This window comes from Leifsonia sp. NPDC058292, assembly GCF_042880955.1.
Taxonomy (GTDB): Bacteria; Actinomycetota; Actinomycetes; order Actinomycetales; family Microbacteriaceae; genus Leifsonia.
The window spans coordinates 11,735-31,324 of sequence record NZ_JBHVYL010000023.1; the positions used below are offsets into that span (position 1 = coordinate 11,735).

Sequence of the window (19,590 nt, forward strand, 5' to 3'; positions counted from 1 at the left end):
TCGGTCACGGCAGTCACGGCGGTCACGGGTCGGCATCACAGGCGAGCGTACGGACGCCGACGGCGCACCACGAACAGGAACGCACCGCCGATTCCCACTGCGGACAGTCCGATCAGCAGCAACGGCAGCACGGTGTGCAGGCCCGTGTCGGAGAGACCGGCGGGCACCACGACGGTGAAGGTCTGGCTCACGCTCCCGCTGAAGTCCCCGGTGAGCGTCACCGTGTGCGGGCCGGCCTCGATGTTCGAGGCCAGGGTGAACACGAACTCGACGTCGCCGTTGGCGTCCGCCGTGCGCGTGCCGAGATTCACGGGAGTCGACTGCAGCAAGCCGGAGACCGACTCGCCCGGCTGGAAGTTGTGGCCGACGGCTCGCTGTTGCTGGCCCGGCTCGCGTGTGCTGTCGGCCAGTTCCATCCAGATCTTCCCGATCCGCAGCACCGACTCCCCCGACACGTTGCCGGCGGGGTCCGTCGCAGTGACCGTGACAGTGTCGCCGGGGGTCAGCGGCGGCTGGAAGACCACCTCGAAGCGGCAGTCCGGACCCGCTACGGCCGTGCCGATGACGGCTCCGGATTCGTCTGTCACCTCGATCGTGGCGCCCGGCTCGGCGCATCCGGTCACGGAACCGCCGTCGCTCGGGTCGAGCACCGGGGGCTGGGGCGCCGTCACGTCGAGGAACACCACCTGCGCCGTCGCTGGGATCGCCGTTCCGTTGACGGTGGCGGAGACGGTCGCCGTTCCGTCTTCGGTCGACCTCAGGGTCGCGGTGTACCTGCCGTCTCCAAGAGAGGTGACGGGACCGACGGTGCCGAGCGTGCTGCTGATCGTCACCGGCACCGCGCCGGTCACCGGGTTGCCGAACCCGTCGAACACCGACAGCGTGATGGTGCTCGTGTCGCTGCCGTTCGCCTGCACCGGCGAGGTGGCGACGAGGGTGGAGGATCCCGGATCCACTCCTCCGGCGGTGAAGGTCGCGCTGCCGTTACCGCGCAGGGTCACTGCAGCGCCACCGAGCGTCACCGTGATCGGCTTGGCGCCTGCGACGGTCGATGTCACCTGCGCCTGGTACGTGCCGGCTGTCGCCGACTCCGTGAACGCGGTGATGGCGCCGCCGCCCAGATCGGCCGAGGTGGCGCCTGCCAGGTCTGCGGCCAGCCCGCCTACCGGGTTTCCGAACGAATCCGCGAGGGTGACGGTGATGGTGTGCGGCGTCGACCCGACCGGAACGCTGCCGGTGCTCACCTCGTAGCCGGATGCCGCGTCGCCGAGGTCGGCGCCACCGGCCGCGAAGCTGGCGGACGCATTGCCGGACGCGGTCAGCCGGTCGCCGCCGAACGAGACGGCGATCGTCTTCACGCCTGCGATCGTCGATGTGATCGTCGCGATGTATGTGCCGGGCACGCCGGTCTCGGTGAATGCAGTGATCCCGCCCGCGCCCAGGCTCTCCGCGGAGACGCCGGACAGCCCGGCCTGCTGGCCTGTGACGGGGTTTCCGTTGCTGTCCGCCAGGGTCACCGTGATCGTGTGCGTTCCGCCGTCGACCGAGGAGTCGCCGGTCGTCACGCTGAACCCGCTGCCCGGATCGGTCACATCCACCCCGCCGGCGACGAACGACGCGACGCCGTTGCCGTCGAGCCTCACCGCGTCGCCGCCGAACGTGACCTCGATCGCCTTGTTCCCGCTGGCACTGGACGTCACGTGCGCCTCGTACACCCCCGGCGTCGCCGACTCGTCGAAGGCGGTGATGGTTCCGGTGCCGAGGCTGTCTGCGGTCGAGGCCGTGAGCTGCCCGGCTTCTCCTGAGACAGGGTTGCCGAATGCGTCGGCCAGGGTCACTGTGACGAGGTGCGAGCCGCCATCGACCGTCACCGAGCCGGTGGAGACGGAGTACGACGTTGCGGCATCGCCGAGGTCGACATCCGCGGCCACGAACGAAGCCGCGGCGTTCCCGGATGCCGCGACCGGCGCCCCGCCGACCGTCACCGTCACCGGCTTCGAGCCGCTCACGGTGGAGGTGATCGTCGCGGTGTACGTGCCAGGCGTGGCGCTCTCGACGAAGCCGCTGATGACCCCGCTGCCGAGGTCGGCGGTCGTCGCGGCGGCGAGCGCCGCGGCGTTCCCTGAGACCGGGTTGCCGAACGAGTCGGCCAGTGTGACGGTGACCGTGTGCGATCCGGTGCCGACCGGTACGTCTCCTGTCGAGATCGAGTACGCGGTGCCGGCCTCCCCCGGGTCGGTCGCTCCCGCGACGAAGCTCGCGGTGCCGTTGCCGTCGAGCTGCACGTCGGAGCCGCCGAAAGTCACGGTGACGGCTTTGGCCCCTGCGCTCGTGGAGCTGACGGTCGCCGTGTACGTTCCGGGCGTCGCCGTCTCGGCGAACGACCCGACGGCGCCGGAGCCGAGGTCGTCCACCGTGGATCCCGCGAGGCCGGACGCCTGGCCCGAGACGGGATTCCCGTCAGCGTCGGCCAGAGTCACCGTCACTGTGTGCGTGCCCGTGCCGACAGGGACATCCCCGGAGCTGACCCTGTATGCCGTTCCCACGTTCCCGACGTCGACGCCCCCGGCGATGAAGCTCGCGACGGTGTTTCCGGTCGCCTGCACCGCATCCCCTCCGGCTGTGACCGCGATCGTCTTCGGACCGGCGACGGACGACGTGACGGTTGCGGTGTACGTGCCGGGGACCGCGCTCTCGACCGGCGCGGAGACTCCACCAGAGCCCAGGGCGTCTGCCGTCGACGCCAGCAGCGCTGCGGCCTGACCGCTCACGGGATTGCCGAACTGGTCGGCGAGGGTGATCGTGACCAGGTGCGAGCCGGTGGAGACCGGGACATCGCCGCTGGAGACCGAGAAGTGCGTGCCCGCGTCGCCCGGATCGATGGCTCCCGCCACGAAGGCGGCCGTGTCGTTGCCCGACGAGGCGAGCGCCGTTCCCGCCAACGTCACCCCGATCGCCTTGCCGCCGGCGACTGTCGAGGTCACCGTCGCCGTGTAGGTTCCGGCGGTCGCGGTCTCGGTGAAGCCACTGATGCTTCCGGCGCCGAGGCTGTCGGCCGTGGTCGCGAGCAGGCTCGCGGCCTGGCCAGGGACAGGGTTGCCGAACGAGTCGGTGAGAGTCGCTGTCACGGCGTGCGAGCCGGAGCCGACAGTCTGGTCGCCGATCGACACGGTGAACACGCTCCCGGGGGCCGCCGGATCGGGGGCGCCGGCGACGAAGGATGCGGTGCCGTTGCCGTCCAGGGTGAGCGACGATCCCGCGAAGGTGACCGTCACGGCTTTCGCTCCCGCGACCGTGGAGTCGACCGTCGCCGTGTAGGTGCCCGGTGTCGCCGATTCCGTGAACGCGGAGAAGGAACCGCTCCCGATCGGGTCGGCGCTGCTCGCCGCGAGTCCGGCGCCCTCCCCGGGAACCGGGTTCCCGTTCGCGTCCGCCAGCGTCGCGGTGATCGTGTGCTCGCCGGTGCCGACCGGCTGGTCTCCGGTGGAGACGCTGTACGCGCTCCCCGCGTCGCCCGGGTCGACGCCGCCGGCGACGAACACCGCGACGCCGTTGCCGTCGAGGGTCACCTCCGCGCCACCGAAGGTGACCGTGATGCTCTTGCCGCCAGAGATGCTGGAGGTGACCGTCGCCGCGTAGGTTCCCGGCGACGATGTCTCCGCCACCGCCGTGATCGCACCCGTGCCGAGTGCGTCGGCGGTGGTGGCGGTCAACTGGGCGGCCTGACCGGGCACGGGATTGCCGAACCGGTCGGCGAGGGTGATCGTCACGGTGTGCGAACCGCCGCTGACCGAGGCGTCCCCCGATGACACGGAGTATGCGCTGCCCGGCTGTCCGAGGTCGACCCCCGCCGCGACGAAGGTCGCCGTCGCATTGCCTGCCGCGGAAACGGAATTGCCGTCGAGGGTCACGGTCACGAGCTTGACGCCGGAGACGCTCGAGGTGATGGTGGCCGTGTAGGTGCCGGGAGTCGCCGACTCGACGAAACCGGTGACGATGCCGGTGCCCAGCTCGTCGCTGGTGGCAGCCGCCAGCAGAGCGGCCGAGCCACCGACGGGGTTGCCGAAGGCGTCGGCCAGAGTGACCGTGATCGAGTGCGAACCGCCGTCGACGGAGGCGTCGCCGGCCGAAACCGTGAATCCGCTCCCGGGGTTGCCGAGGTCGGCTCCGCCCGCGACGAAGCTCGCCGTTCCGTTTCCGCTGAGCGTGACATCAGCACCACTGAGTGTCACGGTGATCGCTTTGCCGCCGGCGATGCTCGAGGAGACGGTGGCGACATAGGTGCCCGGCGTTCCTGACTCGCTGAACCCGGACACCGCGCCGGTGCCGAGGTCGCCGGCCGCGGTCGCCGCCATGTCGGCTGCTTGGTCGGGCACGGGATTGCCGAACCGGTCGGCCAGCGTCACCGTGACCGAGTGCAGACCGGTGCCCACGGGCTGGTCGCCGGTGCTCACGGTGTATGAGCTGGCCGGGTCGCCGAGATCGACGCCGCCGGCGGCGAACGCCGCCACCACGTTCCCGCTCGGTGTGATCGCGGAACCGCCGACGCTCACTGCGATGGTCTTCGCTCCGGATGTGGTGGAGGTGACGCTCGCCGTATAGGTTCCGGGCGTCCCGCTCTCGGTGAACGCGGAGAGGGAACCTGTGCCGAGCGGATCGGCCGTGCTTGCGGAGAGATCGGATGCTCGCCCCGCCACGGGGTTGCCTGAGGAGTCGGCCAAGGTGACGGTCACGGTGTGGGTTCCCGTGCCGACCGGCTGATCCCCGGTGCTCACCGCGAATCCCGTGCCCGCGTCGCCGGTATCGACGTCGCCGGCGATGAACGTCGCTGTCGTGTTGCCGTCCGCGGTCACCGTCGAGCCCCCGAAGGTGACCGCGATCGTCTTCGCGCCGGCGATGCTGGAGGTGACGGCCGCCGTATACGTGCCCGGAGTCGCACTCTCGGTGAAGGCTGCGATGGCTCCAGTGCCGAGATCGTCGCCGGTGGTGGCGGCCAGCGAGCCGGCCTGGCCGGTGACCGGATTGCCGAACTGGTCGGCCAGAGTCGCTGTCACCATGTGGTTGCCGGAGACGACCACGGCCTCGCCGATGGAGACGGAGAAAGCGCTTCCAGCGTCGCCCAGGTCGACCTGACCGGCGACGAACGTCGCCGTCCCATTGCCTTCCAGGCTGACCGCGAGCCCGGTTCCTTCGCCGTAGTCGACCGTGATGGCCTTGTCACCGGCGATCGTGGACGTGACGGTCGCGGTGTAGGTGCCGATCGCCGTCTCTGTGAACGGGCTGATCGCACCGGACCCCAGGTCGTCGGCGGTGGTGGCGGTGAGCAGAGTCTCCTGTTCGGTGACCGGGTTGCCCGCCGCATCCGTCAGGGTCACCGTCACGGTGTGGCTGCCCGCGCTCACCGGCTGGTCGCCGGTGGAGACGGTGTAGTGCGTCCCGGATGCGCCCAGGTCGACATCGCCTGCTGTGAAGCCTGCGACGGTGTTGCCGATGGCCGTGAGCGCCGTGCCGGCGTACGAGGCCGTGATGTTCTTGTCGCCCGACACACTGGAGGTGATCGTAGCCGAATACGTTCCGAGGGTGGATGTCTCCACGAAACCGGTGATCGAGCCCGTGCCGAGGTCGTCGCCCGTGGCGGCCGCCAGGTCGGCGGCCAACCCGGAGACGGGGTTGCCGAAGGAGTCGGCCAAGTAGACGAGTACCTGATGGCTGCCGCCGTCGACGCTTTGCGCGCCGGTGCTGACCGAGTATCCGGTGGAGGCGTCGGTCAGGTCGATGTCGCCGGCGACGAAAGCGGCGACATCGTTGCCGTTCGCGGTCACGGCAGAACCGGCGAAGTCCACGGTCATCGTCTTGGCGCCGGCCGAGGTGGAGCTGACGGTGGCGGTATAGGTGCCGGGTGTGGAGGTCTCGGTGAAACCGGACACGGTTCCCGATCCGAGATCCTGGATGCTCGCGGCGCTGAGTCCGACGGCTTGGCCGGGCACCCAGTTGCCGGTCGCGTCGGCGAGCGTCACCGTCACGGTGTGCATGCCCGTGCCCACGATCTGGTCGCCGGAGGAGACCGAGAACGCGGTGCCGGCGTTCCCCGCATCCACACCACCTGCGATGAAGGCTGCCGTTCCGTTGCCGCGCAGCGTGAGCGCAGTGGTGGCGAAGTCCACCGTGATCGGCTTGTCGCCGGCGATGCTGGAGGTCACGGTCGCCGTGTAGGTGCCTGCGGTCGCCGTCTCGGCGAACGCGGTGATGGAACCGGTTCCGAGGGCGGCCGATGTCGCTGCCGCGAGCGGCGCACTCTGTCCGCCGACCGCGTTGCCGTACTGGTCGGCGAGCGTCACCGTGACGGTGTGGGCTCCACCCGAGACACTCGCCTCCCCGCCGGACACGGCATAGCCGCTGCCCGTGGCCGTCGGATCGACGACGCCGGCCACGAAGACAGCGGCGCCGTTGCCGTCCAGCACCAGCGACGAGGCGCCGAAAGTCGCCGTGACGGCCTTGCTTCCGGCCAGTGTCGATGTGATCGTCGCCTGGTATGTGCCTGCCGTCCCCGTCTCGGTGAAGGTCGAGACGGTGCCGGCGCCGAGGCCGCTCGCGCTCGCTGCGAGCCCGGCCGACTCTCCGGAGACCGGATTGCCGTCGGCGTCGGAGAGTGTCACCGTGACAGTGTGCGAGCCCGTGCCTACCGGCTGGTCACCGACCGACACGCTGTACCTGGTTCCGGCGTTGCCCACATCCACACCGCCCGCGATGAAGGTCGCGACGCCGTTTCCGTCCAGGGTCACCGCGACTCCCCCCAGCGTCACGGCGATCGACTTGCCTCCCGCGACCGAGGATGTGATCGTTGCGACATAGGTTCCGGGCGGACCTTCGACGAACGGGCCGATCGAGCCCGATCCGAGCGGGTCGGCGGTCGTGGCCGCGAGCGAGGAGGCCTGTGCGGCGACCGGGTTGCCGAAGGCGTCGGTCAGCGTGACCGTCACCGCATGGGAACCGCCTGAGACCGATGCGCCGCCGCCGGAGACCGAGTACGCGCTTCCAGCGGCCGCGAGATCGACACCGGCGGCGGCGAACGTCGCGACACCGTTGCCGTCGAGGGCGACGGGACTGCCGCCGAGCGCCACCACCATCGTCTTCGGTCCGGAAACAGTGGAGGTCACCGTGGCCTGGTACGTGCCCGGCTGCGTCTCGGCGAAGGCGGAGACGGATCCCGAGCCGAGACCATCCGTCGTGCTTGCTTCCAGATCGCCGGCGCGCCCCGAGACCGGGTTGTCGAACTGGTCGACCAGACGCGTCGTCACGATGTGCTGCCCGGTGCCGACCGGTCGGCTGCCGGGCGAGACGAAGAAACCGCTGGCGCCGTTGACGAGATCGACCTCTGCCGGCACGAAGTTCGCGGTGTCGTTGCCGTCGAGGAGCACCGTCAGACGGTCCGCGCCGAAGACCGTCGTGATCGCCTTGCCTCCGGCAACAGTGGAGGTGATGGTCGCCGTGTACGTTCCCGGTGTCGCGGATTCGGTGTAGCCGCTGATCGCGCCGGTGCCGAGATCGGCTGTGGTCGTCGACTCGATGCCGTCGGCCTGGCCGGAGACGGGATTGCCGTTCGCGTCACTGAGCGTGACGGTGATGGTGTGTGTTCCCGTCCCGACCACCTGGTCGCCGGTGCTGACCGTGTAGCGCGTACCGATGTTGTCCACCTCGACGCTGCCCGGCTGGAAGTTCGCGACGTCGTTGCCGTCGAGCGTCACCGGATCGCCCGCGAAGGTGACCGCGATGGTCTTGCCGCCGGAGACGGTGGAGGTGACGGTGGCCAGATAGGTGCCGCCGGTGCCGGTCTCCGTGAACGAGCTGATCGCCCCGCTTCCCAGGTCGTCGCCGGTGGCCGCCGCCAGCTGCGCGGCCTGCCCGGAGACGGGGTTGCCGTACTGGTCGGCGAGGCGCACCGTCACGCCGTGCTGCCCATCGCCGACGGTGACGTCGCCCTCGGAGACGCTGAATCGTGAGTCGGTGTCACCCAGATCGACCTGCGAAGCCACAAAGGTCGCGGATCCGTTGCCGGAGACGGTCACGGCGGCTCCGGCGAGACGGACGTCGATCGGCTTGGTCCCCGCAGAAGTGGACGTCACGGTGGCGGTGTACGTTCCGGGCGTCGCCGTCTCGACGAAGCCGGTGATCGTTCCGCTTCCGAGCGTTCCGGATGTCGTTGCGCTCAGCGCCGCGGCCTGTGCCGATACCGGGTTGCCGTTGGCGTCTGCGAGTGTGACGGTGACGGTGTGCTGCCCGGCCCCTACCGGTTGGTCGCCGGCGGAGACGCTGTATACGCTGTCGCCGTTGCCCAGATCGACCGGGCCCGCCGCGAAGTTGGCCGTCACCGTACCGAGTTCCGTGCTGGCATCCACGGTCACCGTGACCTGCTGACCCCCGGCTTCGGTCGAGCGGACGAGAGCCTGGTACGTGCCCGGGGTCGTCGTCTCGCTGAAAGTCGTGACGGTCACCGCGGCATCCGCGTTGTCGGTCACCGCTGACTGGAGTCTGGCTGCAGCGCCGACGACAGGGTTGCCCTCGGCGTCCGCAAGGACGGCCGTGATGCGGTGGAACGCGATCCCGTCGGCCGGTCGGTCGCTGCTGTCGTCGATGGAGACCGATGACAACCCTGGCCCGACTGCGGGAGGACCGGCGACGAAGGACGCGCTCGCGTTTCCGCCGGTGAGCACGGACAGCGGCTCGCTCGCCGCGCCGTCGGCCACCGAGACGGTGACGGCCTTCACTCCGGCGACCGTCGACGTGATCGCCGCCGTGTATTCACCGGGGTTCGCTGTGGGCACGAACAAGCCGATCGTCACGCCGTCGGCCGGCGACGCAGCGGCCGACAGGTCGCCCTCCCACCCGGTCGCCGGCCCGCCGTTCACGTCTTGCAATGTCACAGTGATGGTGTGGGCGGCGCTGCCATCGGCCGTCACGTCACCGGTGGAGACCGTGAAGCCGGTGCCCGGAGCGGCCGGATCGACCGCCACTCTGAGGAAGGTCACACTCTGCGGCGATCCGGGTATCACCTCGGTGTCGTTCACTCGCGCGGAGACCGGGTGAGAACCCACCACGACGCTGACCAGGCCGAGGCTCGCCAGGCCCGCGCCGTCGGTGAGGATGCGCGCGATCACTCCCGCGCCGCCGGGCAGGTCGTCCGCTGTGCCCGGCGCGCCGTCCGGCCCCACCCAGGTGGTCCCCTCCGGCACGTCGAGGTCGACCGCGGCGTTCGAGACCGCCTGGTCGGCGGCGTTGTGCACCGTCGCCGTCACGGTGTTCATCCCGGCGCCGTCGGCGAGCGCGTCGTCGGCGGTCACGGCAAGCGAAGAGGAGGCCGCAACAGGCTGATCGTCGTCGCTCACGCTGACGGACACGGGGTTCAGGAGCAGCCCGTCGAACTCGGGGTCGTCGGACGAGACGGCGAGTGTGAGGGTGGCCTGGCGCGTGCCGTCCACGACGTGATTGTCGATGGCCTGCACCGGAACGTCCACCGAACGGTCGATGGTGTCCATCGTGGGCTGGGTGTCGCTGATGTTCGTGTGCGTCGGGAGTGCACGCGCGATGCTGTCAGCCGTCGGGGGCGGCGTCGGAGTCGGCAGAGCCGGGTCCGGCACGAGGTCGCTCCATTGTTGAGTGAGGACGACGGGTGAGGACGGCGCTTTGGTCACCCGGCCGTCGGCGTCCACGGTGATGTTGGAGACCGTGAACGTGCTGGTGTCCGACCCCGGCTCGGCGAGCGCCAGTTGGAGCGGATCGGGCGCGGTGACGGCGAGCGGGGAGTTGTACAGCACCGAGTCGTCGACATCCGCGCCGGCGACGCCGGTCGTCTGAGCCGCGTCCGTGTAGCCGGCGAAGTCGATGGGAGCCACGGTGCTGTTCGATGGTGCGATGCTCGGGTTTCCGGCGACGTCGGAGATGGCTCCCGCGCCGATAGAGGGCACGATGGTCCCTGTTCCGTTGGCCTTGGCCACCAGATCCCAGGTCGTGTCGGTCAGCTTCGTCAGCGAGACCACCTGCTGGCCGGGGGCCGTGCCGCTGAAGACGATGTCGCCTGCGTCGAGCCCGTCCGCTCCGAGCGGCTCCGAGGTGCGCAGCTGGAAGCTGACGTCGCGGAACGAGGTCGGGTCGTCCTGCGTGGCGGAGACCACACCGTTGTCGTTGAACCAACCGCCCTGCTTCACCCACGATTGCGGCGCACAGGTGTCCGTCCCGGTCGCGGCGACGGTTCGAGAGTATTGCGAGGTACGTCCGGTGGCCGCTTCTGTGGTCTGGAGCCGCACGACCTGTCCGTCCCCGGCGCCCGTGTACGGGAGGCTGAAGGTGGCGGGCAGGGCGGATTGGGTGGTGACGATACGCCCCAGGTACTGCTCGAGCCCGGCACCGTCGCCGCCGAGAGCCGCCGTTCGGCCGAGATAGGCGTCGACCAGCACCGCGTCGGTCGGGATCGCAGTTCCCCCCGTTGTGGATGGCGGGGACACCTCAATGTCGATGCGACAGCTCTGAGGCGGGTCGTCGACGACGGTGGCCAGGAGCGGATAGGCCGTGCGGATGGTGGCGTTGCCGGAGTTGTAGATGTTGTTGGTCGTGCCCACGACGTTCTCGTTGGCCGCTGTGGTCGTGGACGCGACGCCTGTCATCGTGTTGCGGAAGATCGGCAGCGTCGACGTCGAGGTCGTTGACGCCTGATTGGCGACGTTCACCCGGTTGCCGCCACCGACGAACCGGTTGTCGAACACCTGGACCCCGTTGGTCGAACCGGAGCTGCGAACCCAGGCGTAGTCGACGGTGCTCCCGCGGGTTCCCGTCACGTGTATGAACGTGTTGTCCCTGACGACAGCGTTGGTCTGTCCGATCCCGGCGAGCGCGATCGGGTTCACGGCCTGGTTGACCGTCGCCGTGAAGGTGTTGCCCCGGACCTCGAGATCGTTCCAGGTGCCCCCAGACAGCGAGATGACGTCGCTGTTGCCGCCATCGGCTCCCCACGCGCGCACCGAGTTGTTGGTGATCGAGATGTCGGTGCCCGAGACCGCCGAACTCCAGTTGCGCACGAAGTAGTTGTAGACCGGGTCGTATCCGCCGCCGTTGACGGGTTGGTCCCAGGAACTCCGGTCGATCGTCAGGCCGTCGATGACGAGTGAGCTGTTGCTCGCCGGTGCGAGAAGCACGGCGTCCCAGTATGCGCGCTGAAAACGGACATTGGTGATGGAGGTGTTGGCCGCGCCTTCCACGACCACGACGCCGCGCTCGATCGCGTAGTCGAGGCTGGTCGCGGGCGTCGAGGCCGGGTTGGCGACCAGCCCGTTGACGAGCGAGAAGTTCACGGCGGTCGCGCCGACGTAGATGCCGCCTTCAGCACTGGTCAGCGTGGTGAAATTGCGCATCGACTGGTTCTGCCCAGTGAACAGCAGCACGTTCGGACTGCTGTCGGCGATCAGCGACCAGCCCAGACGACCTTGGAAGTCGAGAGTGACGTTGTCGTGCTGCACCCAGTACCGCGATTGCGTGTCGGCGTCGATCGTGCTGGCGATACCGGCGTTCGCGGTCATGTTCGTCGACATGTTCGCGACCTGCGGGGTCGGGTTGTTGGTGGTGTTCCAGTTGAGTTGGATCAGTGCGGACGAGGCGAAAGTTCCGTCGACCAGACGAATCGAGGGGGCGACGGCGATGAGCACCGCTTCCCCTGCTGGACGCGCGTTCGCCTCCTGGATGGCGGCGTACAGCGTGCAGGACGGGGCCGCCGGCGTGCCGATCGTGAACCGCGTGCCGCACTGCCCATCCCCCGGCGAGGCATCCGCGACATCGCGCGCGTCGTCCACGAAGAAGGTGTGTGTGTACCCGTTGTCCAGAACGTCGGCCGAAGCCCGAGGGCCGACCAGAGCGCCGAGTCCGGAGAAAGCAAGCAGTGTCGCGAGCACCCAGGAGAGCTGGGCGCGACCCCATCGCCGCCGGTTCCGTGCCCGGGGCGGGGGCTGGGACGGGTTGCCGGGAACGGTGGCGGACGCGGCTGTGAGCATGTCGAAGCCTGGATTCTCGACCACGCCGAGCTGTGCCAGTCGGGGAACAGCCGAGCGAGGGCGATCGGTACTCTACATTGCGGTACGGTCTGTCGACGAGGCGACAGGGTGGTCCGCGAGCGTCCGGGTTCCACGCGACCACGTGACAGGGAGCACTTCTTCAAACGCTCCCCACAGACATTCGAGATACTAACGACAGGCTATGCCGGTGTCTAGGTCCTGATAGTCATCAGAGCGGCGAGAGGTCAGATCCAGCCCTCCAGCGCCCGCATGAAGCCCTCGTGATCGTCTCTGTTGATGACGTGCCCCGAACCCGCAACCACTCGCACCTCGAAGCCTGCCCCGCGCAGACGTTCGGCCACTCGGGGTTTGACCAGGCGGGAGTCGTCGGCGAGCATCACGAGCGACGGCGCCATCATCAGCTCGGGCGCCCTCATCACGCTGGGAGCGAGCACAGCCGGGATGGCCGCGCGGTCGAAGACCCGGAACGACTCGACCTCGATCGCGACGTCGGCCGGGTCCCAGCGCGGATTGCGGCGGGCGATCCGCGAGGCGGATTGGCGCGCGAGCGTTCTCAGGAACGCGGGCGCGAGCATCCGCTGGAACCAGTCGGTCGCCGGGCACGAGAACGCCGGATCGACATAGACCACGCGCTCGGGTCGGAGCCGCTCGACCGCGAGACTCACGGTCAGCCCGCCGAGCGAATGCCCCATGACGAGTTCCGGATTCGCCGGCACCGTCTCGACGATGTCTTCGGCCATGAGCTCGGCCGAGTACTCCTCCGCGCGGGGGCTGCGGCCGTGGCCGCGCAGATCGACCGCGATGACGTGGTAGCCGTGATCGGCCAGCACCGGGCCGACGCGTCGCCAGTTGCGGGAGTCGGACATGACGCCGTGCACGAGCACTGCGTGGCGGTCGCCCTCGCCCCACTCACGCGTGAAAAGCTCCATACCCGAAAAGTACCCCGGCGACCTGTGCTCGCACAGGGTGTCTGCTGCTCTGTTCTCGAGCGCTCAGCGTGCTGTGTGAAACCGGAGCTGTGCGGCGGTGAGGCCGTCGTTCGCGATCTGCTCGACCGCATCCGCTGCGTCGGAGACGAGGATGGGGAGCGTTTTGCGTTCTTCGGCGCTGAAGCCTTTGAGAACATGGTCGGCTGCTGCCTGCGAGCCGGGCGGACGGCCAACGCCAACGCGCACGCGGGTGAAGTCACCCGTGCTTATCGCCGACATGATGTCGCGCACGCCGTTGTGGCCGCCGTGGCCACCCCCGAATTTGAGCTTCAGGGTGTCGAACGGGATGTCGAGCTCGTCTTGCACGACGATCAGACGCGAAGCGTCGAGAGAGTAGAACCTCAGCAGCTGGGCGACCGGTCCACCGGAGACGTTCATGAACGTGTTCGGCTTGGCCAGCACGAACCGCTCGCCGCCGGGAGTGAGCCGCCCCTCGGCCACGGTCGCGTTCGTCTTGTGGGTCTTGAAGGTCAGACGGCCGCGAGAGGCGAGCTCATCCAGCACCATCTGTCCCACATTGTGACGCGTGGCGGCGTAGCCGGGCCCGGGGTTACCGAGCCCGACTACGAGCCAGGGATGCTCCGTCTGTCGAGCAGAGTCCATCGAGTCGTTACTCGGCAGCCTCGGCCTCGGCGCCTTCGGCGGCCTCGGTCTCAGCGGACTCCTCGTCTTCGCCGCGTGCGGCAGCCGGGATCATGACGTTGAGGATGAGCAGGTCCTCGTCTTCTGCCAGGGCGGCGCCCTTGGGCAGTGTGAAGTCCTTGGCGTGGAACTGGCGGCCCTCTTCGGCGCCCTCGACATCGAGCACGATGTTCTCGGGGATGTGGGTGGCCTCGACCTCGAGACGGAGGGTGTTGACCTCGAGCACCGCGATGGTGCCCGGGTAGGTGTCGCCCTGAACGTGAACCGGAACCTCGACGGAGACCTTCTCGCCGCTCTTGATGACGATGAGGTCGAGGTGCTCGATGATCTGCAGCACCGGGTCCTTCTGAACATCCTTGACCAGGGTCAGCTGGCTCTTGCCCGCGATGTCGAGCTCGAGCACGGCGTTCGCCTTGCGCAGGATGAGGCCGACCTGGTGAGCGGGAAGGGTCACGTGCACCGGGTCGGTGCCGTGGCCGTAGATGACCGCGGGGATCTTGCCGGCGGCGCGGATCTTGCGCGCAGCGCCCTTGCCGAAGCTGTCGCGGGTCTCCGCGACGACCTTGTTGGAATCGTCAGCCATGGGTGTCTCCTCGCCGGCTATGCCGGCTGTCGGGCGAGCAGTGCTCGCAGTGTCTGTTTGTTGTGTCGACTCGAACGCATCGTTCTGATGAATGACGTGTGAGGAAAGACTGCGAAGCCCCGCATCACCGCGTCGATAACGGATGCTCGCGCATCCCTCGCCGAAGTTCAGTGAGCCAGTCTACCGGATGCTCGCCGGTCTTGTTCACCGACGCTTCCGTGCCTCTGGACAGCGGATGTCGCTTACATCTAGGCTCATGGCATCTAGTATTTGGAGTGCCATGAAGAGGGTCGACACGCGGGCTGTTCGAGAGTCGGCGGCCGGGCTCGACGGCGCCGCGTCGAGTATCCGCTCGAACGGCACCGCGATCTCCGACTGTGGGAGCGCCACGATGGCGGAGGCGGCGAGCGCCGCCGCGTCGTGGTGGGCACGCGAACTCGACTGGGTCGTCACCACCGTGCACGCGGCCGCCGGAAACGCGCGCATGGCCGCGACATCCTGGGAACAGTTCGAGCACGCTCTTGCATACTCGGCCGGCACTCTCGCCTCGCCGCGCACGGGTGCTGTGGCGTCATGAGCCAATGGACGCAGACGCATCCCGGCGCCGGCGACGCGGAGTCGATCAGACGCGTGGCTTTGACCTACCGGCAGGGCGCCGAGCAGTTGCGGATGCTGACCAACACGCTGCACCGAGCGCCCGACCGGCTCGCCGGCGTGTGGAACGGCAGTGACAGCGCAGCCTGGGCATCGAGCTGCAAAGCCGACGCCGCCATGGTCGCTCGCAGCGCGAACTCGGCCGACGAAGTCGCCTCCGTGTGGCTCGCCTACGCCGACGCACTGGGGTCGATCGCCGACCGGGAGCGCCGTCTCCTCGCCGACCCAGCGAGCGCCGCCGACGAACCGTACCGCCGTCAACGTCTCGCCGACCTGGCCGACGAACGCCGCAGCCTCGACGCTCACACGGCTGCCAAGGTCTACGCGGCGATCGCCACGGGGCGGGCCGCGCCGTTCGGCGTGGCGGGGCTGGCGCCTTCCGACTGGTCGATGTCGGGATTCACGGCGCACGCCGCGTCCCTCGGCGACAAGGATGCGAGCCTGCTGATCGCCCAGCTCGCCTCACTGAAGCCGGACCAGCTGGCAGAGATGTGGTCACGTCTCTCCGAGGCGACCAAGCGCCACCTCATCCGCGTCTCTCCCGAGGTCGTCGGAAACCTCGAGGGCATCCCGTACACCGACCGCGACACGGCGAACGTCTCACGGCTGGAGGCGCTCCGCTCCGAGACGCTCGCCGCGGTCAACTCCAGCCCACTCGACGTGTTCCTGCGCGAGCGGCTATCAGCGCTCGATCTCCTACTTAAGGAATTTGGGGAAGAAAAAGGGCGCGAAAAGCACCCGCCTCAGTTTTTGATCAGCTTGGACTCGACTCCGCATGGGCAGCCGCTCGCAGCTATATCCCTGGGCGATCTAGACAAAGCGACGAACGCCACTTGGTTTGTCCCAGGCATGAACTCAAGTCTTGCGCAGGGTGAGGACTACCTTCGGCTGACATCAAATCTTCAAGAAAGCGACCCAGACAAAGCCCTTGTACTTTTCTTGGACTATCGCAGCCCGGGAGCTCTCGAAGTGCCGGCAGAAGAGCGCGCGCAGGTGGGGGCCGATCGACTTGGCGGCATGCTGGATGGATACAACGCAACCCGCACGCACAGCAATCTCGACAGCCGATTGAACGTCATCGGCCATTCTTACGGAACTGTCGTCGTCTCCCTCGCGCTTCGCGACGCAGACCGACACGTGGACGCGGTCGTGTTTGTAGCATCGGCCGGCATCCCGCGCAGCATCACCGTCTCATCGATGCACGTCGATCCCTCTCGGGTGTACGCAACGCGTGCTCCAGCGGACTGGGTTGCTCCCGTCGGGCAGTGGGTGAGCCGCCGAAAAGACCCGACGGATCGGGCCTGGGGGGCACGGATATTCGGTTCCGACGGAGAAGCTCTTCCAGATGGCCGCAAACTCGACGCGGTTGATGGCCACGACGCCATCGGGGGAAGTGAAGATGACGACAAGTACAAGTATTTCGGCCCGAACACGGAGAGCATCGCGAACATCCTTGGGATCATGGCCGGCGACTATCAGCGGGTCACCCAATGATCCGACTCCAAGGCTCCGACGCCGATTCTCGCCGGGTACGGTCGGCGCTCTTCGGCGTCATCAACACAGTCCTGATTCTCGCGACCGTATCCGGGTGCAGCGAACTCCCCTCCGCCACTTCTCCGAAGGACACCACCATGCAACACATGACACCGGCAGAAGCGCGCGCCGACTACAAGAAGCAAGTCGACGCGATACAAGAGCTGCTCGGCGGGGAATGGGACAACTACGACAGCCCCATCGCCGAAGGCTGCGCAGCGGCCTCCGAAAGCGGCTTCTACTACCGTGGCGCACGGTTTCGACGCGAGCCCATCGCCGACTACGACGCAGCAGGTGCAGCCGCGGTCGCTTATTGGGAGGTGCGGGGCTACGAGGTCCGATCAGTCGCCTACCGACCCACCCACCGCCTCGTCACCGGCATCGCACCCAACGGCACCACCATCTACCTGACCCTCGAAGACAACCGAAACAGAATCGGCGCCGAAGGCCCCTGCAACGAAGGGAACTGGGATGACGTCAGCATGGACGACCTCCGCCGCGTCAAGGAGCAGCGGCGCAATACCAGTCCCCCGAACCGACGCCGGGCGAATAGATGCGCGCAAATTCCCTCTGTGATCGACGCACGAAACTTGCACGAGGGCCGACCGGGTTGCACCTGAGTCCGGTCGACGGACATGACACCATCGAAGGCAGCGAAAAGGACGACGCGCGAAAGTACTTCGGACTGAACACCGAGAGTCTTTTCAACCTGCGGTTGATCATCCAGGGCGACTACGCGGAGGTCCTCCCGTGAGCTGGGCATGCCACCGGTCGGACCGGCCGATTATCAGCCGCAGCGTCGCCTTCATTCTCGTTTTGACCTTGCTGTCGGGGTGCAGTGATGTTGCCTCCGTCATCTCACCGAAGGACACCACAACCATGCAGCACAGACACCCGCAGGAGCCCGAACTGACCTAAAAGAACAACTGGACGCCATCCAGGGTGCGCTCGGTGGCACGTGGACGAATCACGATAGTCCCATTGCGGAAGGCTGCGACGTGCCGGCCGAGAGTGGCTTCTACTATCGATACGGGCGCACCCGCGTGGAGCCCATCGTCGACTACAGCGCAGCAAGCAATACCGCCGTCGACCACTGGACAGCACAAGGGTACGAGATCGAAACCGCCACCTACCGCCCCGACCTTTGCTCGTCACCGGCACCGCACCAAACGGCACCACGATCTACCTCAGCCTCGACGGCGACCGAGACGAGATCATCGGCGAAGGCCCCTGCAACGAAGGCAACTGGGCTGAAGTCAGGGGCGAGGACGCCCGCCGCGTCCAGGAGCAGCGACGCAACACCCCGACCCCGGAGCCACGCCCGGCGGGTGACGGCCCGGCTAAAGACCGAGACCGTCAATGGCGGCCTCGGCGATCTCGTGGGGCGTGCCGGCGATCGAGACCCGGATGCCCGGCTCATCGGCAGCGAGCGGCTCCAGCAGGGCGAGTTGCGAGTCGAGAAGCGTGGGAGGCATGAAGTGGCCGCGACGCGATCCGATGCGTTCGCCGACGAGGTCGAGACTGCCGTCGAGTTCGACGAAGACTGCATCCGGAGCCTCCGCCAGAATCGCCCCGCGGTAGGCGCGACGAAGTGCGGAACAGGCCACGACCATCCCGGTGCCGGCGGCGTCGGCCAGCGTGCGGCCGACGGCGGCCAGCCACGGCCAGCGGTCGGAGTCGTCGAGCGGGATGCCGGAGGCCATCTTCGCCACGTTGGCGGGCGGATGCAAGGCGTCGCCGTCGACGAACGGCACACCGAGGCGGTCGGCCAGCACGGCGCCGACCGTGGATTTGCCCGAACCCGAGACGCCCATCACCACCACGAGTGGATGCTCGTTCACCCAGCCGCCTTCCTCCGCGACCACACAGGCCGCACCTCGTTCGTCACCAGTCGTGCATCGATCCGTCGAGCAGACGGTTCACTGGCAAGTATGCCGCCTGGTAGGGAAAGGACTGTGCCACCAGCTCGTCGTAGTCGACGCCGAGCCCGGGGGCTTCGCTGGGGATGAGCATCCCGTCTTCGAACGCGTAGCTGGTGCGGAACACTTCGTGGGTGTCAGCGCTGTGGCGCATGTACTCCTGGATGCCGAAGTTGGGGATGGCGATGCCGAGATGGATGGCCGCGGCGAGACCGACCGGAGAGACGTCCGTCGGCCCGTGCACACCCGACTTGATCTGGTAGACCGCCGCGTAGTCGAAGATGCGGCGCAGGCCGGTGATGCCGCCCGCGTGCGTGACAGGGCTGCGCACGTAGTCGATGAGCTGCTCCTCGAACAGCTCGCGGTAATCCCAGATGGTGTTGAACACCTCGCCGATGGCTAGCGGGGTGGTGGTGTGCTCGCGCACTCGACGCAACGCCGCCTGGTTCTCGGCGGGGGTCACATCCTCGAGCCAGAACAGGTCGTACGGTTCGAGCGACTTGCCGAGCTTGGCGGCCTGGATGGGCGTGAGCCGGTGATGCGCGTCGTGGAGCAGCGGCAGCTCGGGGCCGAACTCGTTGCGGACAGCCTCGAACACGGCGGGAGCGTGACGCAGGTAGGCGCGGGTGTCCCACTCCTCCTCCACCGGAACGGCGCTGCGGCGGGCCGGCTCGTGGTCGTAGCGGGAGGTGGTTCCGCCGGCGCCCGCGGCCGCGTTGGCCGAGGAGGCGACGCCGTAGACCGATCCGAGCCCGGGGATGCCGGTCTGCACCCGGATGGCCTTGAACCCCTGCTCCTGGTGGTCACGGATGGAGTCGAACAGTTCGGGCAGCTCGGCCCCGGAGGCGTGACCGTAGACGAGGCAGCCGCGGCGGCTGCGGCCGCCCAGAAGCTGGTAGAGGGGCAGGCCGGCCACCTTCGCCTTGATGTCCCAGAGCGCGGTGTCGACCGCCGCGATCGACGCCATGGTCACCGGCCCGCGTCGCCAGTACGCGCCGCGATAGAGGTACTGCCAGGTGTCTTCGATCTGGTGCGCGTCGCGGCCGATCAGCAGCGGCACGATGTGCTCGCTGAGGTAGGCGGCCACGGCGAGCTCCCGCCCGTTGAGCGTGGCGTCACCGAGGCCGACGAAACCGTCGTCGGTGGTGATGCGCAGCGTGACGAAGTTGCGCCCCGGGCTGGAGACGAGAACGTCGGCAGAGGTGATTCGCATG

Annotated in this window: 9 protein-coding genes; 3 read left to right on the forward strand and 6 right to left on the reverse strand. The window is 68.2% G+C overall.

The features are described from left to right. Positions 1-35: 35 nt before the first annotated feature. From ACFVWR_RS13015 to ACFVWR_RS13030, 4 genes are all read right to left on the reverse strand, one after another. Positions 36-12,035, reverse strand: a complete 12,000-nt coding sequence (locus tag ACFVWR_RS13015; RefSeq protein ID WP_387212507.1) for an invasin domain 3-containing protein — start codon at positions 12,033-12,035, stop codon at positions 36-38. Positions 12,036-12,280: 245 nt separating this feature from the next. Continuing rightward, positions 12,281-12,985, reverse strand: a complete 705-nt coding sequence (locus ACFVWR_RS13020) for an alpha/beta fold hydrolase (protein WP_387212510.1) — start codon at positions 12,983-12,985, stop codon at positions 12,281-12,283. Between the two features lie 63 nt (positions 12,986-13,048). Then, entirely contained in the window at positions 13,049-13,648 is a 600-nt protein-coding gene (gene pth / locus ACFVWR_RS13025; RefSeq protein WP_387212513.1) for an aminoacyl-tRNA hydrolase, read from the reverse strand. Between the two features lie 7 nt (positions 13,649-13,655). Next, a complete protein-coding gene (locus ACFVWR_RS13030; protein WP_387212516.1) occupies positions 13,656-14,270 on the reverse strand; it encodes a 50S ribosomal protein L25/general stress protein Ctc in 615 nt (204 codons plus the stop codon). Between the two features lie 280 nt (positions 14,271-14,550). Here ACFVWR_RS13030 and ACFVWR_RS13035 point away from each other — a divergent pair, with 280 nt between their 5' ends. The 3 genes from ACFVWR_RS13035 (at position 14,551) to ACFVWR_RS13045 (ending at position 17,077) form a co-directional block, all read left to right on the forward strand. After that, on the forward strand, positions 14,551-14,847 hold the full coding sequence (locus tag ACFVWR_RS13035; RefSeq protein WP_387212520.1) for a hypothetical protein: 297 nt from the start codon (positions 14,551-14,553) through the stop codon (positions 14,845-14,847). Next, complete coding sequence (locus tag ACFVWR_RS13040; protein WP_387212523.1) at positions 14,844-16,418, forward strand: alpha/beta hydrolase; 1,575 nt, start codon at positions 14,844-14,846, stop codon at positions 16,416-16,418. The genes ACFVWR_RS13035 and ACFVWR_RS13040 overlap by 4 nt, the downstream gene beginning before the upstream one ends. A 137-nt stretch (positions 16,419-16,555) precedes the next feature. Beyond that, on the forward strand, positions 16,556-17,077 hold the full coding sequence (locus tag ACFVWR_RS13045) for a hypothetical protein (RefSeq protein WP_387212526.1): 522 nt from the start codon (positions 16,556-16,558) through the stop codon (positions 17,075-17,077). Between the two features lie 720 nt (positions 17,078-17,797). Here ACFVWR_RS13045 and ACFVWR_RS13050 read toward each other — a convergent pair. Together ACFVWR_RS13050 and manD are read right to left on the reverse strand one after the other, a co-directional pair. After that, positions 17,798-18,322, reverse strand: a complete 525-nt coding sequence (locus tag ACFVWR_RS13050) for a gluconokinase (protein WP_387212529.1) — start codon at positions 18,320-18,322, stop codon at positions 17,798-17,800. 19 nt (positions 18,323-18,341) lie between these two features. Further along, a complete protein-coding gene (gene manD, locus ACFVWR_RS13055; protein WP_387212532.1) occupies positions 18,342-19,589 on the reverse strand; it encodes a D-mannonate dehydratase ManD in 1,248 nt (415 codons plus the stop codon). Position 19,590: the final 1 nt, after the last annotated feature.

What these genes read in the sequence shown, in the direction of transcription:
- ACFVWR_RS13015 (WP_387212507.1), bottom strand. Translation starts at nt 12,035, where the DNA reads ATGCTCACAGCCGCGTCCGCCACCGTTCCCGGCAACCCGTCCCAGCCC.
- ACFVWR_RS13030 (WP_387212516.1), bottom strand. Translation starts at nt 14,270, where the DNA reads ATGGCTGACGATTCCAACAAGGTCGTCGCGGAGACCCGCGACAGCTTC.
- ACFVWR_RS13045 (WP_387212526.1), top strand. Translation starts at nt 16,556, where the DNA reads ATGCAACACATGACACCGGCAGAAGCGCGCGCCGACTACAAGAAGCAA.
- ACFVWR_RS13040 (WP_387212523.1), top strand. Translation starts at nt 14,844, where the DNA reads ATGAGCCAATGGACGCAGACGCATCCCGGCGCCGGCGACGCGGAGTCG.
- manD (WP_387212532.1), bottom strand. Translation starts at nt 19,589, where the DNA reads ATGCGAATCACCTCTGCCGACGTTCTCGTCTCCAGCCCGGGGCGCAAC.
- ACFVWR_RS13035 (WP_387212520.1), top strand. Translation starts at nt 14,551, where the DNA reads ATGAAGAGGGTCGACACGCGGGCTGTTCGAGAGTCGGCGGCCGGGCTC.
- pth (WP_387212513.1), bottom strand. Translation starts at nt 13,648, where the DNA reads ATGGACTCTGCTCGACAGACGGAGCATCCCTGGCTCGTAGTCGGGCTC.
- ACFVWR_RS13020 (WP_387212510.1), bottom strand. Translation starts at nt 12,985, where the DNA reads ATGGAGCTTTTCACGCGTGAGTGGGGCGAGGGCGACCGCCACGCAGTG.